General features: G+C 60.0%; 20 protein-coding genes and 1 tRNA gene. 10 read left to right on the top strand and 11 right to left on the bottom strand.

The features are described from left to right. Window positions 1-19: 19 nt before the first annotated feature. On the top strand, window positions 20-634 hold the full coding sequence (locus ABWV42_RS16355) for an SCO family protein (RefSeq protein WP_353341121.1): 615 nt from the start codon (window positions 20-22) through the stop codon (window positions 632-634). Window positions 635-708: 74 nt separating this feature from the next. Continuing rightward, window positions 709-1,263, top strand: coding sequence for an ActR/PrrA/RegA family redox response regulator transcription factor (locus ABWV42_RS16350; protein ID WP_255107216.1), 555 nt, complete (start codon window positions 709-711; stop codon window positions 1,261-1,263). Between the two features lie 138 nt (window positions 1,264-1,401). Here the strand turns inward: ABWV42_RS16350 and ABWV42_RS16345 are convergent, their stop codons facing one another. From ABWV42_RS16345 to ABWV42_RS16335, 3 genes are read right to left on the bottom strand one after another with little or no spacing between them, the layout of a single operon-like run. After that, window positions 1,402-1,902, bottom strand: coding sequence for a GNAT family N-acetyltransferase (locus ABWV42_RS16345; protein ID WP_353341120.1), 501 nt, complete (start codon window positions 1,900-1,902; stop codon window positions 1,402-1,404). Next, the gene (locus tag ABWV42_RS16340) at window positions 1,902-2,486 is read right to left on the bottom strand and encodes an HD domain-containing protein (protein ID WP_255107218.1); all 585 of its coding nucleotides are present in this window, start codon (window positions 2,484-2,486) and stop codon (window positions 1,902-1,904) included. The genes ABWV42_RS16345 and ABWV42_RS16340 overlap by 1 nt, the downstream gene beginning before the upstream one ends. Window positions 2,487-2,508: 22 nt before the next feature. Beyond that, window positions 2,509-3,645 (bottom strand): glycosyltransferase family 8 protein, encoded by a 1,137-nt coding sequence (locus tag ABWV42_RS16335; protein ID WP_353341119.1) that lies wholly within the window; start codon window positions 3,643-3,645, stop codon window positions 2,509-2,511. A gap of 139 nt (window positions 3,646-3,784) precedes the next feature. Here ABWV42_RS16335 and ABWV42_RS16330 point away from each other — a divergent pair, with 139 nt between their 5' ends. Next, window positions 3,785-4,105, top strand: a complete 321-nt coding sequence (locus ABWV42_RS16330; protein WP_353341118.1) for a hypothetical protein — start codon at window positions 3,785-3,787, stop codon at window positions 4,103-4,105. An 18-nt stretch (window positions 4,106-4,123) separates the two neighbouring features. On the opposite strand, the gene ABWV42_RS16325 is transcribed toward ABWV42_RS16330, so the two are convergent. Then, window positions 4,124-5,080 carry a glycosyltransferase family 8 protein gene (locus tag ABWV42_RS16325; protein WP_353341117.1) on the bottom strand — a complete coding sequence of 319 codons (957 nt, stop codon included), beginning with the start codon at window positions 5,078-5,080 and terminating at the stop codon, window positions 4,124-4,126. A gap of 201 nt (window positions 5,081-5,281) precedes the next feature. On the opposite strand from ABWV42_RS16325, the gene ABWV42_RS16320 reads away from it, so the two are divergent. Together ABWV42_RS16320 and ahcY are read left to right on the top strand one after the other, a co-directional pair. Beyond that, a complete protein-coding gene (locus ABWV42_RS16320; protein ID WP_353341116.1) occupies window positions 5,282-5,596 on the top strand; it encodes a hypothetical protein in 315 nt (104 codons plus the stop codon). A 118-nt stretch (window positions 5,597-5,714) separates the two neighbouring features. Further along, window positions 5,715-7,100 carry an adenosylhomocysteinase gene (ahcY, locus tag ABWV42_RS16315; RefSeq protein ID WP_353341115.1) on the top strand — a complete coding sequence of 462 codons (1,386 nt, stop codon included), beginning with the start codon at window positions 5,715-5,717 and terminating at the stop codon, window positions 7,098-7,100. A 63-nt stretch (window positions 7,101-7,163) separates the two neighbouring features. Here the strand turns inward: ahcY and ABWV42_RS16310 are convergent, their stop codons facing one another. Continuing rightward, window positions 7,164-8,546: a calcium-binding protein gene (locus ABWV42_RS16310; RefSeq protein ID WP_353341114.1), complete on the bottom strand. Its 1,383-nt coding sequence runs from the start codon at window positions 8,544-8,546 to the stop codon at window positions 7,164-7,166. Window positions 8,547-8,795: 249 nt separating this feature from the next. Here ABWV42_RS16310 and ABWV42_RS16305 point away from each other — a divergent pair, with 249 nt between their 5' ends. Further along, window positions 8,796-9,137, top strand: coding sequence for a DUF2853 family protein (locus tag ABWV42_RS16305; protein ID WP_255107225.1), 342 nt, complete (start codon window positions 8,796-8,798; stop codon window positions 9,135-9,137). A 233-nt stretch (window positions 9,138-9,370) separates the two neighbouring features. Here the strand turns inward: ABWV42_RS16305 and ABWV42_RS16300 are convergent, their stop codons facing one another. The 5 genes from ABWV42_RS16300 to tsaD are packed head-to-tail and all read right to left on the bottom strand — an operon-like array spanning window position 9,371 to window position 12,558. Continuing rightward, entirely contained in the window at window positions 9,371-9,763 is a 393-nt protein-coding gene (locus ABWV42_RS16300) for a DUF1761 domain-containing protein (protein ID WP_353341113.1), read from the bottom strand. A 56-nt stretch (window positions 9,764-9,819) separates the two neighbouring features. Beyond that, window positions 9,820-10,233 (bottom strand): EVE domain-containing protein, encoded by a 414-nt coding sequence (locus ABWV42_RS16295; protein ID WP_353341112.1) that lies wholly within the window; start codon window positions 10,231-10,233, stop codon window positions 9,820-9,822. Further along, on the bottom strand, window positions 10,233-10,502 hold the full coding sequence (locus ABWV42_RS16290) for a YciI family protein (protein ID WP_255107228.1): 270 nt from the start codon (window positions 10,500-10,502) through the stop codon (window positions 10,233-10,235). The genes ABWV42_RS16295 and ABWV42_RS16290 overlap by 1 nt, the downstream gene beginning before the upstream one ends. Further along, window positions 10,499-11,464 carry an NAD(P)H-dependent glycerol-3-phosphate dehydrogenase gene (locus tag ABWV42_RS16285; protein WP_353341111.1) on the bottom strand — a complete coding sequence of 322 codons (966 nt, stop codon included), beginning with the start codon at window positions 11,462-11,464 and terminating at the stop codon, window positions 10,499-10,501. The genes ABWV42_RS16290 and ABWV42_RS16285 overlap by 4 nt, the downstream gene beginning before the upstream one ends. Then, entirely contained in the window at window positions 11,461-12,558 is a 1,098-nt protein-coding gene (gene tsaD / locus ABWV42_RS16280; RefSeq protein WP_353341110.1) for a tRNA (adenosine(37)-N6)-threonylcarbamoyltransferase complex transferase subunit TsaD, read from the bottom strand. The genes ABWV42_RS16285 and tsaD overlap by 4 nt, the downstream gene beginning before the upstream one ends. A 73-nt stretch (window positions 12,559-12,631) precedes the next feature. On the opposite strand from tsaD, the gene ABWV42_RS16275 reads away from it, so the two are divergent. The 4 genes from ABWV42_RS16275 (at window position 12,632) to ABWV42_RS16260 (ending at window position 16,302) form a co-directional block, all read left to right on the top strand. Beyond that, window positions 12,632-13,351, top strand: a complete 720-nt coding sequence (locus tag ABWV42_RS16275; RefSeq protein ID WP_353341109.1) for a uroporphyrinogen-III synthase — start codon at window positions 12,632-12,634, stop codon at window positions 13,349-13,351. Window positions 13,352-13,402: 51 nt separating this feature from the next. Further along, window positions 13,403-14,677: a COG4223 family protein gene (locus ABWV42_RS16270; RefSeq protein WP_353341108.1), complete on the top strand. Its 1,275-nt coding sequence runs from the start codon at window positions 13,403-13,405 to the stop codon at window positions 14,675-14,677. A 10-nt stretch (window positions 14,678-14,687) separates the two neighbouring features. Beyond that, entirely contained in the window at window positions 14,688-16,181 is a 1,494-nt protein-coding gene (locus ABWV42_RS16265) for a heme biosynthesis protein HemY (RefSeq protein WP_353341404.1), read from the top strand. A 45-nt stretch (window positions 16,182-16,226) separates the two neighbouring features. Next, a tRNA-Thr gene (locus ABWV42_RS16260) sits at window positions 16,227-16,302 on the top strand. A gap of 948 nt (window positions 16,303-17,250) precedes the next feature. On the opposite strand, the gene ABWV42_RS16255 is transcribed toward ABWV42_RS16260, so the two are convergent. Continuing rightward, on the bottom strand, window positions 17,251-17,961 hold the full coding sequence (locus tag ABWV42_RS16255; RefSeq protein ID WP_353341107.1) for a hypothetical protein: 711 nt from the start codon (window positions 17,959-17,961) through the stop codon (window positions 17,251-17,253). Window positions 17,962-17,980: the final 19 nt, after the last annotated feature.

The raw sequence follows: 17,980 nt of genomic DNA, 5'->3' as shown, positions 1-17,980 counted from the left end.
CAAGGTACCGGGGGTCATCATGGTCCGTAATCTCGCAATTCTCGCAGGAGTCGTCGTGGTGGCAGGTCTTGGGGGGACGTTCTACTTTTCCCAAGGGTCCAACGATGAGGATCAATTCGCCCAATGTCGTGAAGGCGCGGTTGCTGGGGCGATTGGTGGTCCGTTCGAACTTGTGAGCGAGACGGGCGAGACGGTGACGGACAAGGACGTCATCACCGAGCCCTCTCTGCTCTATTTCGGCTATACCTTCTGCCCTGATGTTTGCCCGCTGGACAACACCCGCAACGTCGAGGCCGTCGAGATTCTGGAAGAGCGTGGGCAGTCGGTGAAGCCTGTTTTCATTTCGATTGACCCGGAGCGCGACACGCCGGAAGTGATGGCGGAATTCACCGACTACATGCATCCGCGCATGGTGGGTCTGACCGGATCGGCCGCGCAGGTGAAGGCCGCGAGCCAGGCCTATCGTACCTACTACAAGAAGCAGGAGAGTGACGATCCGGAGTACTATCTCGTCGATCACTCGACCTTCAGCTATCTCGTGCTGCCAGAGCACGGGTTTGTCGACTATTTCAAACGAGATGTGACGCCGGAACAGATGGCAGATCGCATCGGCTGCTTTGTCGAAAAGATGTAATGTTTCCACACCGTTTGACCCCCACGTATTCGCAAGTTAATACTTGTGGAAATTGGTTGGAGGAATAGGGACGGATGGTGGAAAACAGCCTGCAGGACATTGGCCCCGACAAGTCACTTCTGCTTGTGGACGATGATGAGCCGTTCCTGCGCCGATTGGCAAAAGCCATGGAAAAACGTGGCTTTGAGGTTGAGACAGCCCAGTCGGTTGCGGCGGGCAAGGCCATCGCGACCGCACGCACCCCCGCATATGCTGTGGTTGACCTGCGTCTTGAGGACGGCAATGGCCTTGAGGTTGTCGAGGTGCTTCGTGACAAGCGCGAGGACTGTCGGGTGATTGTCCTGACGGGCTATGGCGCGATTGCGACGGCGGTTGCGGCGGTCAAGATCGGGGCTGCGGATTACCTTGCCAAGCCTGCGGATGCGCAGGACGTGATGAACGCGCTTCTGGCACCGGAAGGCGAGCTTCCGCCGCCGCCCGAAAACCCCATGTCGGCGGATCGTGTGCGGTGGGAACATATCCAGCGGGTCTATGAACAGTGTGATCGCAACGTGAGTGAAACCGCGCGTCGCCTGAACATGCACCGCCGGACGCTGCAGCGCATTCTGGCCAAGCGTTCGCCGCGGTAAGGTTTTCCGGAATCCTTAAAATCCAACGTCGGTATTGCGTCGGTATTACAGCTGTATTGCGTCGGTGCGACGGGCGTTAACCCTGTTTTCATGGGGTTAATCGGGCGTTCGCCCTGTTAGGCGTTTCTGGCCGCCATTTCAGTCTTTCAGATCGTATCTTGTCAGCACCTTGTCGACGCGTTTTCCGTTGGACAGGGTGACATTCTCGAGCTTGTTCCAGATGCGGAAACCGCGACTTTGATAATAGGTCAGGCCGCCTTCGTTGTCGGCGCGGATATTGGCGTTGATCCAGTCATAGCCAAGTTCGAGCGCGGCTTGCCGGGTGGCTTCGAACAGTTTCGAGCCGATGCCGTGGCCGGTGCGGCCGGACTTTACGAAAGTGGCGATGTCACAGGCGGTGTCGGGAAGGTCGGGCCAGGGGCCGATCCATTGAAAGCCGAGGAGTTCTCCGTTGTCGTCGATCGCCACGTGCCATGCGGAGCGCGGGGTGTTGGCCTGAAGCCATTCTCCCAATTGGTCGCGGGTCAGTGGTGTGGTGATCGCGGTGGTGCCGCCGATCGTGATGATCTCGTTCAAGAGCTCTGCGGTCTGGCGCAGGTCAGGCGTGCTGCCGGGGCGGACAGAGACGGGTGAGTGCATCAGATTTGCGCCAGCAAGGCGTTGTGCCGCGCGGTATAGTCGTTGCGCACGTCAACAGGGGGGCGGAGCCGGATGTGCAGGCCGTCGATCAGGCCATGATCCGGTTTGCCAAAGATCTTGTTGGCCTCGGCCTGCGTGAAGCCGGCAATTTCGGTGGCCTCCATCCATGCACTGAGGGTGTCGGCCTTCTTGATCTGGCGCTTGATCTGGACCGGCGTGGCGGCGGGCAGGCCAAAGCGGATGTGGATCGCGGCAGTCAGCCGTTTGTCGAGATCTTCGTAGCCCGGACCGACGGCGGCCTTGACCGGCGAGATCATGTCGCCAATCACGTATTCCGGCGCATCGTGCAGAAGGGCCGCAAGGCGCCATTTGGCCGGTGCCTTGGGGTTCATGCGGCCAAAGATCTCTTCGACAAGCAGGGAGTGTTCGGCCACGGAATAGGCGAAATCGCCCTTGGTCTGGCCATTCCAGCGCGCCACGAAAGCGAGGCCGTGGGCGATGTCTTCGATCTCGATGTCGACCGGTGTCGGGTCAAGCAGGTCGAGCCGGCGACCGGAGAGCATACGTTGCCAGGCGCGGGCCATGTCTGTTTCCTGTTCGTTCCATTTATGCCTCTGGGTAGCCCAGGGTGGACCCCTGAGGCAACAGGGGATGATGGGCTTTCCACGGATCAGGATAGCGCGCCATGAAGCGCCGGATCTTGGGATAGGTCAGTATCTGGTCGATCTCGCGGTCGAGCCGCTTGGGCCAGGGGTGGCGCAGCCATCCTGTTTCCGGTTTGGGAAAGTGGTCCGATGGGGCGTGTTCGGCGAAAAACGTCTGGAAGGCCGCAATTGTTGCGTCGCTGTACCAGGTGGCTGTTTGCCCTGCGTGCCAGGGTTTGCACAGGCCGGTGTAATGCAGCACGCCGGGATCATAGAAGCGGGTGGCGCGCGGGAAGGAATGAACGATCTGCCAGTTCCAATGCGGGCTGAGTTCGGCAAATTCACCACACAGGACCAGATTCAGCAGCGATTGATCATGGAACATGAAATCCGGGTTCCGATCCATTTCCGACAGAATGCGCGACAGCATGTTTTTGGTGTTCCAGCAGTCGACGTCGATCAGGAGGACGCCGGAATTGAGATATTTCACGCAGTCTATGCCGCGCTTTTCGAAGTCGAGAACCGGGGTATCCAGCGCAAACAGCTGGGTCTTGTCGAGGGCGGCGGCGACTGGATGATCGCCCATGTGCATCTCGAACAGATGCGAGAGATTGCGACAGTTCGGAAGGGTGTCGGCGTCGAGATAGAGGAGATGCGTGTAGCGATGGCTAAGGGCTTCGGGTAGCCAGAGGCGCAAGTAGGCCTCGATCGGGAGCCATTTGGTTGGCAAGTTCGCCGCTTGCAATGTTGCGCGCAGGTCAAGCACCAGGTTCTCGATGCCGAGTTCGGAGAGCTGTCGGGGGACGGGAAGAGGGGATAGCGAGCAGATCAGGATATCGAAGTCGCGCCTGTCTACCGTGGTTGCCGCTGTGAAAGCCGAGAAAAGCGCAGTCGACAGGCTGGCGCTGTCGACGCAATAGACCAGCGCCTTGGATCGTGGGACGGGTGGTGGGGGTGATTTCATAAACAATACCCGGGGCAACTCGTACTGGGTGCGAAAATAGCATTCACCGTGCATGGTGCCGAAATCACGTTTTTGTAGGGGGAATGGCGGCCCAAATGGGGCTGCCCCAAAAATGCCACATTTCAGGCGCATCATGATTTCATGTCGGGACCGCGTGCTGCCAACGCGGAGTATTCGCCACGGTGGCGCGATCCCGCATTCCAGGGCTTGGGGGGCACGTTCCTTCCTCCCGCGTGCCCGCCTCCCCTGTAAACGAGCAGAAATGGAGACTGGCATGTTCAGGCGAGCAATCGCAGCGTGCGTCCTGTTCGGGATGGCCGTTGCAGCCCCACCGGCGTTGGCCGGAAACTGTGCGATGCGCGACACCGTGGTCGAGCGGTTGAAATCAAAATACTCCGAAGCACTGGCAGCAGGTGGCCTTCAGGGCAACCAGGCGGCCACCTCCGTGATCGAGGTCTGGGCGTCGGATGAAACCGGCACCTTCACCGTTATCGTGACAAACCCGCATGGCATTTCCTGTGTCGTGGCGGCGGGGACCGACTGGTTCCGGGCGCTTCCGGGGGACAGCAAGATCGTGCCCGGCACGGCAAGCTGACCTGACGCGGTCATCGGGTCAGCGGACAACGGTTTCGTCGGGAAACCGGCGGCGCAGGCGGCGATAGGCGGGCAGGTGGCGAAGATGGTCGAGCACGACCAGCGCCCGTTTCCAAAGCGGCAACCGGGCCTCGCGCCCCGTGAGCGGCGTGAAGGCAAGATGCGGGAAATGCGTGGCGAAAAACGTGGCATAGCGGGTTTGCAGTTCGGCGGGATAATAGCGCGCACCTTCGGGCACCCATGGTTTCGGATAGCCGCAGAAGTGTATGATCTGCGGCTGAGTCTTTTCTGAAAAATACGGCAAATCACGGGTCCACTGCCAATTCCAGTCGGGGCCCAGTTCGGCGCGTTCATCCAGGAGCACCAGGTTGAGCAGGGATTGGTCGTGGTGCAAGATGTTTCGGTCTTGGGCGACAAAGGCCAGCATTCTTTCCAGACACTTCAGGTGATTGAAGCGAGGGACGTCAAACAGGGTGACGCCCGCGTTCAGGTAGGCGTGGCCGTGCATATTGCGGACGTCAAAGTCGTGAATGCCCCTGTCAGGGCGTCGCCATTGCAGCACGTCGCGGGTGGCGGCGACGGGGTTTTGGTGCAAATCAAGGTGAAATAGAGACGAAATCCTCTCTCCCGGCACGGTGGTGTCGGCATCCAGATAGAGCAGGCGTTCGTATCGGTCGGCGAAGTGCTGGCACAGCCAGAGGCGCATGTAGGTTGTCACCGGAAGCCATCCACCAAGGGGCAGGTTGAGGCCTTCGATCGTGTCGCGCAGGGGGAGGTGTTCGAAACGGATATCGAGGGAGGTGAGGCTTTCGGGAAGCTCAAGGGGATCCAGGCTACAGATCACGATATCGAACGCACGGTTTCTGGAATTGTTCAGGGCGTCCTGGGCCGAAAACAGCGCCATCGGCAGCATGGTTTCGTCGACACAGTAGACCAGGGCGAATTTGTTTTCGGGCAAAGGTGTTTGGCTGTGCATTGGAGGAATTCAATCAGGGTCACCGCATTCAATCAGGAATTGTCGGGTTTGGGAACAGGTGGGCGATCACCGTCGGCACGACGGTTTCGTGAACCGATGTGTGTGGGATTGGTTCCCAGCCGACCCCATATTGATAGGGCAGGGAGGTCGGCGAACCTCCGGCGCTCCTTGCGGACCAAGTGTTATGCAAGGGAGAGAAACATGTTCAAACGTCTGTTTACTGCAACTCTCTTGTTTGGAATGGCCGCGACTGCGCCGCCCGCGTTTGCCGCCAACTGTGCGCTGCGCGATGTGGTTGTGGAGCGGCTGGAAAGCCAGTTTAGCGAAAAGTTGACCGCGGGCGGGCTTCAGGGAAGCCGCGCGAGTTCGTCGCTCATCGAGGTGTGGACCTCGACAGATACCGGCACCTTCACTGTCATTGTCACCAACCCGCAGGGGATCTCTTGTGTGGTTGCCGCAGGTACAGATTGGTTCCAGCAGGAGCTTGTCAAAGAGCCGGAGGGTGTGAACAGCTGATCCCTTATTCGGGGCCTCAGAACTGTGAAATACCTTGGTTTACGGGGTGCCATTGTCGAAACGCCATTGCGGTGCTATCTGGGGCGGCAAATGACTTGCCTCAGAGGAGCACGGCGCAATGGCGACCGACTATATCGTTAAGGACATCAACCTGGCCGAGTTCGGCCGCAAAGAGCTGGACATTGCCGAAACCGAGATGCCGGGCCTGATGGCGCTGCGCGAAGAATATGGTGAGAGCCAGCCGCTGGCCGGTTCGCGCATCGTGGGCTCGCTGCACATGACCATCCAGACCGCGGTTCTGATTGAAACGCTGGTTGCGCTGGGCGCGGATGTGCGCTGGGCGTCGTGCAACATCTTCTCGACCCAGGACCACGCTGCGGCGGCGATTGCCAAGGCGGGCGTACCGGTCTTCGCGATCAAGGGCCAGACCCTTGAGGAGCACTGGGATTACCTCGACAAATCCTTCCTGTTCGACGAAGGCCCGAACATGATCCTGGATGATGGTGGCGACGCGACCCTCTACATCCTGCTGGGCGCGCGCGCCGAAGCGGGTGAAGATCTTGGCGTTCCGTCCTCGGAAGAGGAAGAGGTGATCCACGCTCAGATCAAGAAGCGCATGGAAGCAAGCCCGGGCTGGTTCACCAAGATGCGTGGCCAGATCAAGGGCGTGTCGGAAGAGACCACCACCGGTGTGAACCGCCTGTATCAACTGGTGCGTGACGGCCAGCTGCCATTCCCGGCGATCAACGTGAACGACAGTGTCACCAAGTCGAAGTTCGACAACAAATACGGCTGTAAAGAGAGCCTCGTGGACGGTATCCGCCGCGCCACCGACACCATGATGGCCGGCAAGGTTGCCGTGGTCTGTGGTTACGGTGACGTTGGCAAAGGCTCGGCTGCCTCGCTGCGCGGTGCAGGCGCCCGTGTGAAAGTGACCGAGATTGACCCGATCTGCGCGCTTCAGGCGGCGATGGATGGTTTCGAGGTTCTGCCGCTGGAAGACGCGGTTTCAGACGCTGACATCTTTATCACCACCACCGGCAACAAGGACGTGATCCGCATCGAGCATATGCGCGAGATGAAGGACATGGCGATTGTCGGCAACATCGGCCACTTCGACAACGAGATCCAGGTTGCCAGCCTGAAGAACCACAAGTGGACCAACATCAAGGAACAGGTGGACATGATCGAGATGCCGTCGGGCAACCGTATCATCCTGCTGTCGGAAGGTCGTCTCTTGAACCTTGGTAACGCAACCGGCCACCCGTCGTTCGTGATGTCGGCCTCTTTCACCAACCAGGTTTTGGCGCAGATCGAGCTGTGGACCCGTGGCGAAGAGTATAACAACGACGTCTACATCCTGCCCAAGCACCTGGACGAGAAGGTTGCCAGCCTGCACCTCGAGCGTATCGGTGTGAAGCTGTCGCAGCTGAGCAAGGAACAGGCAGACTATATCGGGGTGTCGGTCGACGGCCCGTTCAAGCCGGAACACTACCGCTACTGATTTCCAGTCGGATATTGGACGAGATATAAAACGGGGCCAACACGGCCCCGTTTTTTTGTGCGATCAACTGCCAGGCAGCAGGATGTTGGCCGTTATGTCGCTTTCCGAAAGGTGCGAAGTGTTTTCAAGCGTCACGAGAACAATGTCGAATTCGCCGGGAACGTCGTCGACGAGAATGTAATCGCCGTTGGCATTGGTGCGAATGTCGAGTTGTCCGCCGATGTTGCTGGTGTGAATTTGGATTTCTTCGTTTGCCTCGTAGTCGGTGATCACCTTGGGGTCGTCCAGTGTGGACTTCGAGAATGTGAAGGTGTCCTTACCTGCTCCTCCGGTCATCGTATCAAGACCGTTGCCGGACCAGATGAAATCATCGCCGCTGCCGCCAAACAGGATGTCGTTGCCGTCTCCACCGAACAGACGGTCGCTTCCCAGTCCGCCCTTGACGACATCAGAGCCCGCGCCGCCAAACAGGAGGTCATTGCCGCCACCGCCGTTGACGGTATCGTTGCCGTTGCCACCTTCGATGGTGTCCTGGCCGCCATCGCCATTCAGTCTGTCGTTGCCGCCCTGACCCTTGATCTTGTCATTGCCCTTACCGCCGCTGGCGCGATCCCGGCCCTTGCCGCCGTCGAGGGAGTCAAAGCCGTTGCCGCCGTTCAGGGTATCGTTGCCCTGCCCGCCGGAGAGCGTATCGAACCCGTCGCCGCCGCTTGCGGAATCTGCGCCGGACCCGAGGTTGATGGCATTTGCGTTTGAATCGCCCTGAACGCGGTCGTTTCCGTCTCCGGTTTCGACATTTTCAAAGCCGCGGAAGGTTGTGTCGTAGCCGCAGGATTCGTCAATCGACGTGGCTGTTCCGGCGGTCATGTCGACGTCCATGTCACAGGACGGCCCGACCCATGGGGTTGGCATGACAAGCCAGTCATTCCCCTGTCCGCCGTGCACGAAATCATCGCCGGGTGTCAGCCACCAGGTGTCATTGCCTTGGCCCAGACGCCCTTCGTCGTCGGTGAGCCAGCCCATTGCAGCGTCATCGCCTGTTGAGCCAAGCTCTCTCACCGGATCGCCTTGAACCCATTCGTTGGCAAAGTCGGAAAAGGCGGTGTGCCGCTCTGCGTCGGTGGTGGCATTGCGGAAGTTTTCGCTGGCTGCGATCAGGGTTGTGATGTCGCTGTAGGTTTCGGCGGCGTGGCCGAACTCGCAGGCCCATGTCGAGAATGTCGGGTGCCAGAACTTGCCGTAGTAGATGCTTCCGCCGGTCGGGTTGCCGTCACCGTCAAGCGTGAGATCGTTATTGAAGTAGAGTTCCAGGCTTGGGCCGGTAGGCAGGTCGATAAACAGGAGGGTATCGTTGATGGGGGTCAGTATCGAATCCGTGGCCACGAATTGATCGAAGATGAGTTTCAGGCTGGGTTCGGGAATGGTCGCGTAGTGTCGGTAATACATGGCAATATCCTGATCAGAGAAATTTCCGAAATCCTGCCGCAGGGCCTGTTGCAAATCAAGTAAGAGGGTTGTGATGATGCAGGGGAGGGGTGGTTGCCCCTTGTTTTATTGACCCTAGGTCACCTTGGGCATGGGGGAAACCGGCGGGATTTTTCCCTTTGTGGGTTGGGGTGGAATGTCTAACCTGCTTGCGAACCACGGGGTTCGGGAACTTTTTGCGGGGGCACCCGCCACAAGGGAGAATTTGAAATGGGCAAACGCGACGATCTTATCGCGAAATATGCGGACGACCTGAAGAACAAGTGCGGCATGGAGCCGGACATGGATCTGCTGACCAAGGTGACCATCGGTTGCGGTCCGGCGATCTACAATGACGATGCCTCGACCGTTGCGGCAACGCAGGAAAGCGAGCTTGAGACCGTCAAGAACAACTTCCTTGTGAAGAAGCTGGGCCTTGCGGATGGTCCGGAGCTGATGGATGCGATCAATTCGGTGATCGAGACCTATGGCCGTTCGGAGCGCAACAAGTATCGTGCGGTGGTCTACTACATGCTGACCAAGCATTTCGGCAAGGAAGCCATCTACGGCTGAACCGGCGATCCGGTTTCTTGAAGCAGCGCCCGCTTTGGTTAAGCGGGCGTTACTTATTTGGGAATGTTTCTAGATACTTGGTGTTTGCCGCGAGGGTGGGGAATGCGGTATCAAGGGACAAGTCGCGCCAGGATGGCCAGACCCTGAATATCGGTTCACGTGTGGTGAGTAGGGAGCACGTGGGGGAACGGGGGATCTGGCCGGTGCCGTCGGACGGACCCCCGTTCACAGTTTCAGAGCAGCGTAAGAACCAGCCCCATCAGGGTGCAGCCGATGGTGGCGTAACCGCCGTCGATCAGGATCAGCGCGCGAGGACGGCCGGCAAAGCTGTAGTTGGTTGCGATCCATGGCGTGGCCAGGAACAGGCCGATGCCAAGCCCGCCGATCAGGCCTGCGCCGGGCGAGGCGATACCGCCAAGGGCAAAGACGTGGCGCATCATGCCGGCGACGAAGATCGCGCAGACAAAGGCCACGATATAGGGCAGGGCGCCTGAATTGGGCGGGCGGCCGTTTTCGTCGGGGGTGATACCGGCGGCCTGCATCCACGGGCGGCCAAGGGCCATGTACCAGACGGCCCCAAAGACATAAGAGGCGATGGCCGCCGCGATAACCGAAATGAATTCCATGATCGTCTCCTGCTGCGCATGTTCAGGCACAGTATGGCGGAGGATCAGGGATTTGCCTACAGGCCGCCCATGTCGCAGATGATCTGCCATTCGGCTTCGGATACGGGTTGCACCGAGAGGCGGGAGTTTTTGACCAGCACCATTTCGGTGAGGCGCGGATCGGCCTTGATCATGTCAAGCGAGACGGGATTGGGCACCGGTTCCACCGCCTTGATGTCCACGCATTCCCAGCGCGGATCGTCGGTCTTGGAGTCCTGATGCGCCTCGGCGATGACCTCGACAATGCCGACCACGGATTTCTCTTTCAGGGAATGATAAAAGAAACCGCGGTCGCCGATCTGCATTTCGCGCATGAAATTGCGGGCCTGATAGTTGCGCACGCCGTCCCATTCTTCGCCGGCGTCCCCGTTGGCAACCTGCTGATCCCAGCTCCAGGTGTTGGGTTCGGATTTGAACAGCCAGTAGCGCATCAGCCGATCACCTTGTTCCACGGGATCAGTTCGACCGAGGCAAAGAGATCGGCCTGTTTGTAGGGATCGTTGGCGGCCCAGTCCTGCGCCTCTTCCAGCGACATGTTCAGGACGATCAGCGAGCCGCACATCTCGCCGTTCTCATTCAGGAACGGGCCCGCCATTTCAACGGCATCGGTGGATTTGAGATAGGCGACGTGGGCGTCACGGTTGGCCTTGCGGATCTCGAGCGCGCCGGGTTTGTCCTTGGCGATCAGGGCGATTTTCATGGGTGTTCCTCCTTGGGCGGGCGCGAGAGCAGAAGCTCCATCGCCTGTGTAATGGCAAGTTTTCCGTCAATCAGGGCGGTGACGGCCTGAGTGATCGGCATGTCGATCTCAAGATGGGCAGCGCGCGCGGTGACGGCGCGCGCGGTGGCGGCGCCTTCGACGGTGACATTCGGGTCGAAGGCTTCGTTGCGGCCAAGCGACAGGCCGAACCGGTAGTTTCGGGACTGGACCGAGGTGCAGGTGAGCGTGAGGTCGCCAAAGCCCGAGAGACCGGCCAGCGTATCGGGGCGGGCCCCAAGCGCGCGGGCCATGCGCTGCATCTCGGCGTAACCACGGGTCATCAGGGCAGCGCGGGCACTTTCGCCAAGGTTTGCCCCCATCGCGGCACCGCAGGCGATGGCGATTACGTTCTTGAGCGCGCCGCCAAGTTCGGCACCGGTGGTGTCGGTGGTGCGGTAAATGCGCAGGTTGGGTGTGGTCAGCGCCTGTTGCAGCTGTTGGCCAACGGAATCGTCTTCGACCGCGAGGGTGAGGGCGGTCGGCAGGCCGCGTGCGATGTCGGCGGCGAAGCTTGGGCCGGTCAGGATGGCGGGCGTTGCATCGGCGGCGCAATCGCGGATCACCGCGACGGGGCCAAGTTCGGTGTCCAGTTCCACGCCCTTGCAGCACGCCACGAGCGTGTGGTGGTTCAGGGCGGGGTTTTCGCGCAGGAAGCCGCGCAGTTTCTGCATCGGAACGGCGAGCAGGATGGTGTCAGCCAGCGCCGCGTTGATGTCGTGGGTGACGTGCAGCGTATCCGGAAAGGCGGCATCCGGCAGGCGGCGGGTGTTTTCCCGCGCGGCGGCCATTTCCGCGACGTGATCCCTGTCGCGTGCCCAAAGGGTGACGGGGGTGCCGGTACGGGCAAGCGAAATGGCAAGGGCGGTTCCGAACGCGCCTGCGCCGATCACGCTGATGCTCATGCCTTGGCCCCTTTCTTGCCGCTGCCCAGAAGGGCGGGTGCTTTCTTGTCGAGCGGCCAGCGCGGGCGGGCCACCAGTGTCATGTCATCTGACAACCCCTGACGCAGACGTTCAAGCCCCGCGTAGGCGATCATCGCGGCATTGTCGGTGCAAAGTGCGAGGGGTGGCGCGGTGAAGGTGACGCCGTGTTCGGCGCAAAGCATCTCTAACCTTGCCCGAATGGCGGTATTTGCAGCAACGCCACCGGCCACGGCGAGGAGCGGCTGGGCAGGGTTTTCGGCAAGGTATTCCACAAGGGCGCGGTGGGTTTTCTCGGCCAGAACATCGACAACGGCGGCCTGGAACCCTGCGCAGAGATCGGCGCGGTCCTGTTCCGTGAGGCCGCCCTTTTCGGCAATCACGGCATCGCGGGCGCGCAGCAGGGCGGTTTTCAGGCCGGAGAAGGACATGTCACATCCGGGTCTGTCCAGCAGGGGACGCGGGAAACGGAACTTTTTGGGATCGCCCTGTTCGGCGGCTTTCTGGACCGAGGGACCACCGGGTTGCGGCAGGCCCAGCAGGCGGGCGGTCTTGTCAAAGGCCTCGCCCGGGGCGTCATCAATGGTGCCGCCAAGGCGCGAGAAATCCTCGGGACCGCGGGCGATCAGGAACTGGCAGTGCCCGCCGGAGACCAGAAGCATCAGGTAGGGAAAGGCCACCTGATCGGTCAGGCGTGGGGTCAGGGCGTGGCCGGCAAGGTGGTTCACGCCAACCAGCGGCAGACCAAGACCGGCGGCAAGGCCCTTGGCGCACATGACACCGGAAAGCACACCGCCGATGAGGCCGGGGCCAGCGGTGACGGCGATGGCGGTGACGTCCCTGAGGGCAAGACCCGAGGCGGCGAGGGCCTCTTCGACACAGATGTCGAGTTTCTCGGCATGGGCGCGGGCGGCGATTTCGGGGACGACGCCGCCGAAATCGGCGTGCAGCTCGGTCTGGCCGTGGACGATGGAGGCGAGGATTTCCGGGCTGCCGTCTGCATCGGCGCGGATGATGGCGGCCGCGGTATCGTCGCAGCTGCTTTCCAGACCAAGGATGATTGTCTCGTTGTTCATGACCAATGCCGTTGCGCGGGTGTTCACAGGCAGGTAACACCGAAAGGTGCCCTGAACAATGCTGGCCGTTGCAATGACTTCTGATCTCACCCTTCTGATGACCCGGCCGATGGCGGCGTCCGAAGCCTTTGTCGAGATGCTGAGGCAGGCGGGTATTGACCTGAAGGTGGTGATGTCCCCCGTGCTTGAGATCGTGCGCCGGGATGTGACCCTGCCTTCGGACCTTGCCGGGGTGGTTTTCACGTCGAAGAACGGGGTGGCCGCGGTGGCGGGGCGGGATTTGCCTTGCTGGTGCGTGGGTGATTCCACTGCTGCGGCTGCGAAAGAGGCCGGATGGCAGGCGGTGTCGGCAGGGGGCGATGTAGAGGCGCTGTACCAGCGGATTTTGGCCGATGCGCCACGGGGGCCGCTGCTGCATGTTCGCGGTGAACACGCGCGTGGAAATCTGGCGGAGCGCCTGAGCGCGGCGGGGATCGAGACGCGGGATGTGGTGGCCTATGCGCAGGAGGTGCGGGCGCTGACAGATGAGGCAAAGCGCCTGTTGATGCGGGAAAACCCCGTTGTTCTTCCCCTTTTTTCACCGCGAAGCGCCCAGCATGTTGTTTCACAGGGGCCCTACACGGCACCGTTACAGGTGGTTGCCATCAGTGACGCCGTGGCCGCAGAGGCGGCGGGCTTGCGGGCGCAGGGAATGGAGATTGCCAGGACACCGGATGCGGTGTCGATGGTTGCGGCGATAAAACACTTTGCAGACGCAGCGTGCCGCATTGAGAGTGGAACCGGCAGGGCCTAAGCTCAGACAGGCATTTGCAGAACGAAACCGGATTCGAAAGGGTAAAGGCGCGTGGCCAAGTCAGACGAAACCGACAAGCCGACCGAGGCTCAGACCGAAGAGGGTGCCAAGGCACCGCAAGAGACCGTGGATGCGGAGGTCTCGGAAGAAACGGACGCTGCGGAAGAAAGTGTAGAAGAGGCCGTGGAAGACGCGGTTGTTCTGGATGAACCCGGAGCAGATGAGGCTTTGTCGGATGACGCCGAGGACGCGGCCGACGAAGACGGGGATGAGATCGACGGGGACGAGGTGGCGGAAGATGCCGAGCCTGAACCCGAGGTCGAGCCGGTGGCAGAGACGCCCGCGCCGGTGATCGAGGAAAAGAAAGTTGGCTTTGTTCCCGTGGTTCTTGGCGGCGTTGTTGCGGCGGCCCTTGGTTTTGGCGGCGCAACCTATCTGAGCACGCAGGGCATTTTGTTCGGCGCACAGGATGATGGCGCAGTCGAGGCGCTGGCGGCGCGCGTTGCCAAGCAGGATGATCTGATCGCCGCGTTGCAATACAACCAGGATAAGCTGAGTGCTACGGCAGACCAGGCGCTTTCGACGGCGGCGGGTGCCAATGAGGCCGCGGTGCGTTTGCAGGGGCTTTCGGATCGGATTGAGACCGTGGCAAACAACCTTGTCGCGCTGGAAAGCCGCGTGGTGGATGCCGAGAAACGCCCGATGACCGAGGGCCTTTCGGCGGCAGCGGTCGAAGCCTATGAGCGCGAGGTTGAAGACCTGCGGGCGATGGTTGCGGCACAGCTGGAAGAAGCCAGGTCGCTCAAGGCCAATAGCGAGAAGACCGCGCAGGCCACCCTTGGGCAGGCTGCGTTGACGCGAGTTGTGGCGGCGCTGGATGCCGGGGCCGCCTATCGCGGCGCGTTGACCGAGCTGGCAAGTGTCAGCGGTGTCGCCATTCCGGCCGCTTTGACGGATTATGCCGACGAAGGCGTGCCGACCCTGACCACGCTTGTCGAGGATTTCCCGGATGTGGCCCGCGAGGCGCTGGCCGATGCCCGCAAGCAGGAAGAAAAGGCCAGCGGCGCAGGCCGCCTTGGCCAGTTCCTGAAGTCCCAGCTGGGTGCACGTTCGACCACACCGCAGGAAGGCGAGGATGCCGATGCGATCCTGTCTCGCGCCGAAGCGGCGGTGAAAGAAGGACGTGTTGCAGCGGCGCTTGAGGAGTTGGGCCAGTTGCCCGAAAGCTCGCAGGCGCTGATGGCGGGATGGGCCGAAAAGGCCGCCGCCCGTGTTGCCGCGATGGACGCTGTCGAGACCCTGGCGCAAAGCCTGAATTCGAATTGAAGGACACATGATGCTTTGGTCCCTGATTAAAATCCTGTTGTTCGTGGCCGCAATTGCCGGTCTGACCTATGGTGCCGGATACCTTATGGAGAGCGAAGGCGGTGTGATGATCACCGTGGCTGGCGTGGAATACACGCTTGGCCCGCTTCAGGCGGTGATTGCCTTGGTGGCGCTGGTGGCGTCCTGCTGGGTGCTGTTCAAGCTGGCCTCGCTTTTGGTGGCGGTGCTGCGGTTCCTGAACGGCGATGACACGGCCATCAGCCGCTATTTCGATCGCAATCGCGAAAAGAAGGGCTATCAGGCGCTGTCTGACGGTCTTTTGGCGCTGGCCTCGGGGGAAGGGCGCGTGGCGATGGAAAAGGCCCGCAAGGCCGAACGCTTCCTTCAGAAGCCCGAACTGACCAATCTGCTCACGGCGCAGGCGGCGGAAATGTCGGGTGACAGCCACAAAGCGACCGAGGTTTACAAGAAGCTTCTGGCCGACGACAGCACCCGCTTTGTGGGTGTGCGCGGGCTGATGAAACAGCAGCTTGTGGAGGGCAATACCGACAAGGCGCTGAAGCTTGCCGAGACCGCCTTTGCCCTGAAGCCACGCCACGTTGAAACGCAGGATACGCTGCTCAAGTTGCAGGCCGAAGATGGTGACTGGAAAGGCGCGCGTGAGACGCTGGGTGCCAAGCTGCGCTATGGTTCGGTACCGCGTGATGTGCACCGCCGTCGCGATGCGGTTCTGGCGTTGTCCGAGGCGCGGGATATCGTGGATGAGGACGCCAGCGTTGAGATGCGCGAAAAGGCGATCGAGGCCAACAAGCTGTCGCCCGATTTGATCCCGGCGGCCGTGATGGCGGCCAAGGGCTATATCGAACAGGGCAAGGGGCGCGCCGCGACCAAGCTGTTGCGCAAGGCCTGGTCGGTGCAACCGCATCCCGATCTGGCCGCCGCCTTTGCCGCGATCGAGCCCGAGGAAACCCCGGCCAAGCGGGTGATCCGATTCCGAAACCTGATCAAGGGTGACGAAAGCCACGCCGAGGCGATGATGCTGATGGCCGAGTTGCAGATTGCCGCCAAGGATTTCCCGGCTGCGCGCCGTGCGCTGGGCGATCTCTACGAGAGCGATCCGACCACCCGTTCGCTGACCATCATGGCGGCAATCGAGCGTGGGGAAGGGGCTGATGACGCGGTTGTCAAAGGCTGGCTGGCCAAGGCGCTGACCGCGCCGCGCGGCCCGCAGTGGGTGTGTGACAATTGTCATCATATCCACACCGAGTGGACACCTGTCTGTGGCAACTGCAACGCCTTTGACACGCTGACCTGGACGGCACCGCCGGCCTCGGACGTGATGAGCGCCACCGGCGTGGAAATGCTGCCGTTGATCGTGGGTGCGCTGGAAGACAAGAGCGACGAGGCCGACGACGAGGATCTGATCGACGCCGAGGTTGTCGAAGCAGAGCAAACCCCGGAAGACGACACCCCCGAGGTGCAACCGGGCTACGTGGAAAAATAACGCTTTTCCACCGCGTCGCGGGGTGCTATTAGCGCCCGCGCAAGTGCCTCAATAGCTCAGCTGGTAGAGCAGGTCCTTCGTAAGGACAAGGTCGGGGGTTCGAGTCCCTCTTGAGGCACCACTTCAATAAAAATTTATATATAAAACAACATGTTGCTATGAGGTGGCTGGTTTGGTCCACCTTTCGGCCCACCTTTTGTAGTGCATTGATTTCAGTGTATCTGAGAGAGCTGTCCAATATATCTCTTTCAGCCGAACCAAAGAATTCGCGAATGAAGCTCAGTCGTCGAAACAAGCTGTACCTTCTCTGGGTACTTCACCCCACTTGAGTGAAGGCACCTGGCCTACGCCGATCGAAGTGGTTCACCGGAATGGCCGGAGCACTGAAAAACCAAATTGGCGCTCCAGGCGCGAAGGGGCAGAAGCGCGTGCGTAACTCTTGCACGTTGGACCGCAAAAGAACCCGCTCCGAATGGTCTTCGTACACATTGGGTGATTTCTCATCGACGGCACGCCAATAAATGGGCGAATATCCAAAAGCGGCATCGTCAATAGTTTGGCATCGGCAAATCCGCCAAAACTCTGTGCGTCGGGCGTTCAAAAAGCAAGTAAATGTACGAGACCAAATGACGGTCGAATGGACGAGACACGTAATTGATTAATCCATAAATGAGAGCCTCAAGCGAGGTGCAAGAAAAGCGATTTCCTTCTCCAAAAACAGGGTCCGATAACGCGCCTTTCCTATCTCACGAATTTTTTCAAAAAAATCAGCCAAATTAAGCCATTTTCAACTTTCTCTGTGGAGACGTAAGACGGACCCGAAAGCGCTTTTTTCTAGATGGCCTCAATTCCAAGGTTGGCTTTTAACATTTTGAAAATAATTACGTTTCCCGAAGCGTTTCTCTTTGCTTGCCTGTTTTCGAACTTGGAAAAGCAGTTCGGAAAGTGGGGAATTTTCCCCGCAAGTGTTTTTTGAGGCTCAACTGCGGGATTCTCGCAGTTGATTGGACGAATAGCCAAGCTGCCGCGCGTTGGAAATAAGTGACCAGCAGCCTCGCGCCTAGGTGGTCTAAAGACGACGCGCTTTCTGCGCATGAAAGCGGCGAATTTGCGTGCCAAAATAGTTCCAGGAGGAGATTGGGTTATCTCCCTTGTTTTTGAGACCCTTCTCCACGATGCGGGCAATCTCGTCTTCGGAAAGCCCCATTTCCATCCATTCCAGCACCTTTTCCTTTCCCTCGTGGCGCATCAGCGCTGCTTCGAGCTCGGGTTGACCATATGAGACCGCGAGAGAGTTCAGACGCTTCACAAAACCGTCCATGGGGTGAACACATTCATCTTTGTCCAAAGTGGTCGCTGCGCTGGCGGGCTTAGTCTCAGCAGAGCTTTGGTGCACTTCAGCCGGCTCCTCATCGCTTTGGGGGGCATTTGTCGGCTGACGATCTTTGCGCTTGGCAACGTTCTCCTTGGCTTTCTTGGATTTGTCCTGGAAGTGCTCGACGGCGTTCCGGGCCAAGACTGCGAAGAACCCAGCTTCGGTTTGGACAACTTTGCCAAGCTTAACCAAAGTGGTGATGGTCTTTTCGAAGGTCTTGGTACTGCGTCTGCCATGCCCGCAGCGGCGCGCGAGACGGTCCATATCGCCTTCCGCGGGCCCCTGGAGCTCGCAGTTTACCACGAGGAGACGCACCAAGGTCGCGATTTCGGTTTCGTCCAGGTCCCAGATCGCATTGCGAAGAGTCTGGATTGGAAGCTGGGCAAAGAACATTTGACCCGACATTGGTGTTATCCTCCTGCTT

It is taken from the genome of Pelagimonas sp. KU-00592-HH (assembly GCF_040369695.1).
Taxonomy (GTDB): Bacteria; Pseudomonadota; Alphaproteobacteria; order Rhodobacterales; family Rhodobacteraceae; genus Shimia.
The sequence above is the reverse complement of the archived record's forward strand: the minus strand, read 5'-3'. Positions and strand labels throughout refer to the sequence as shown.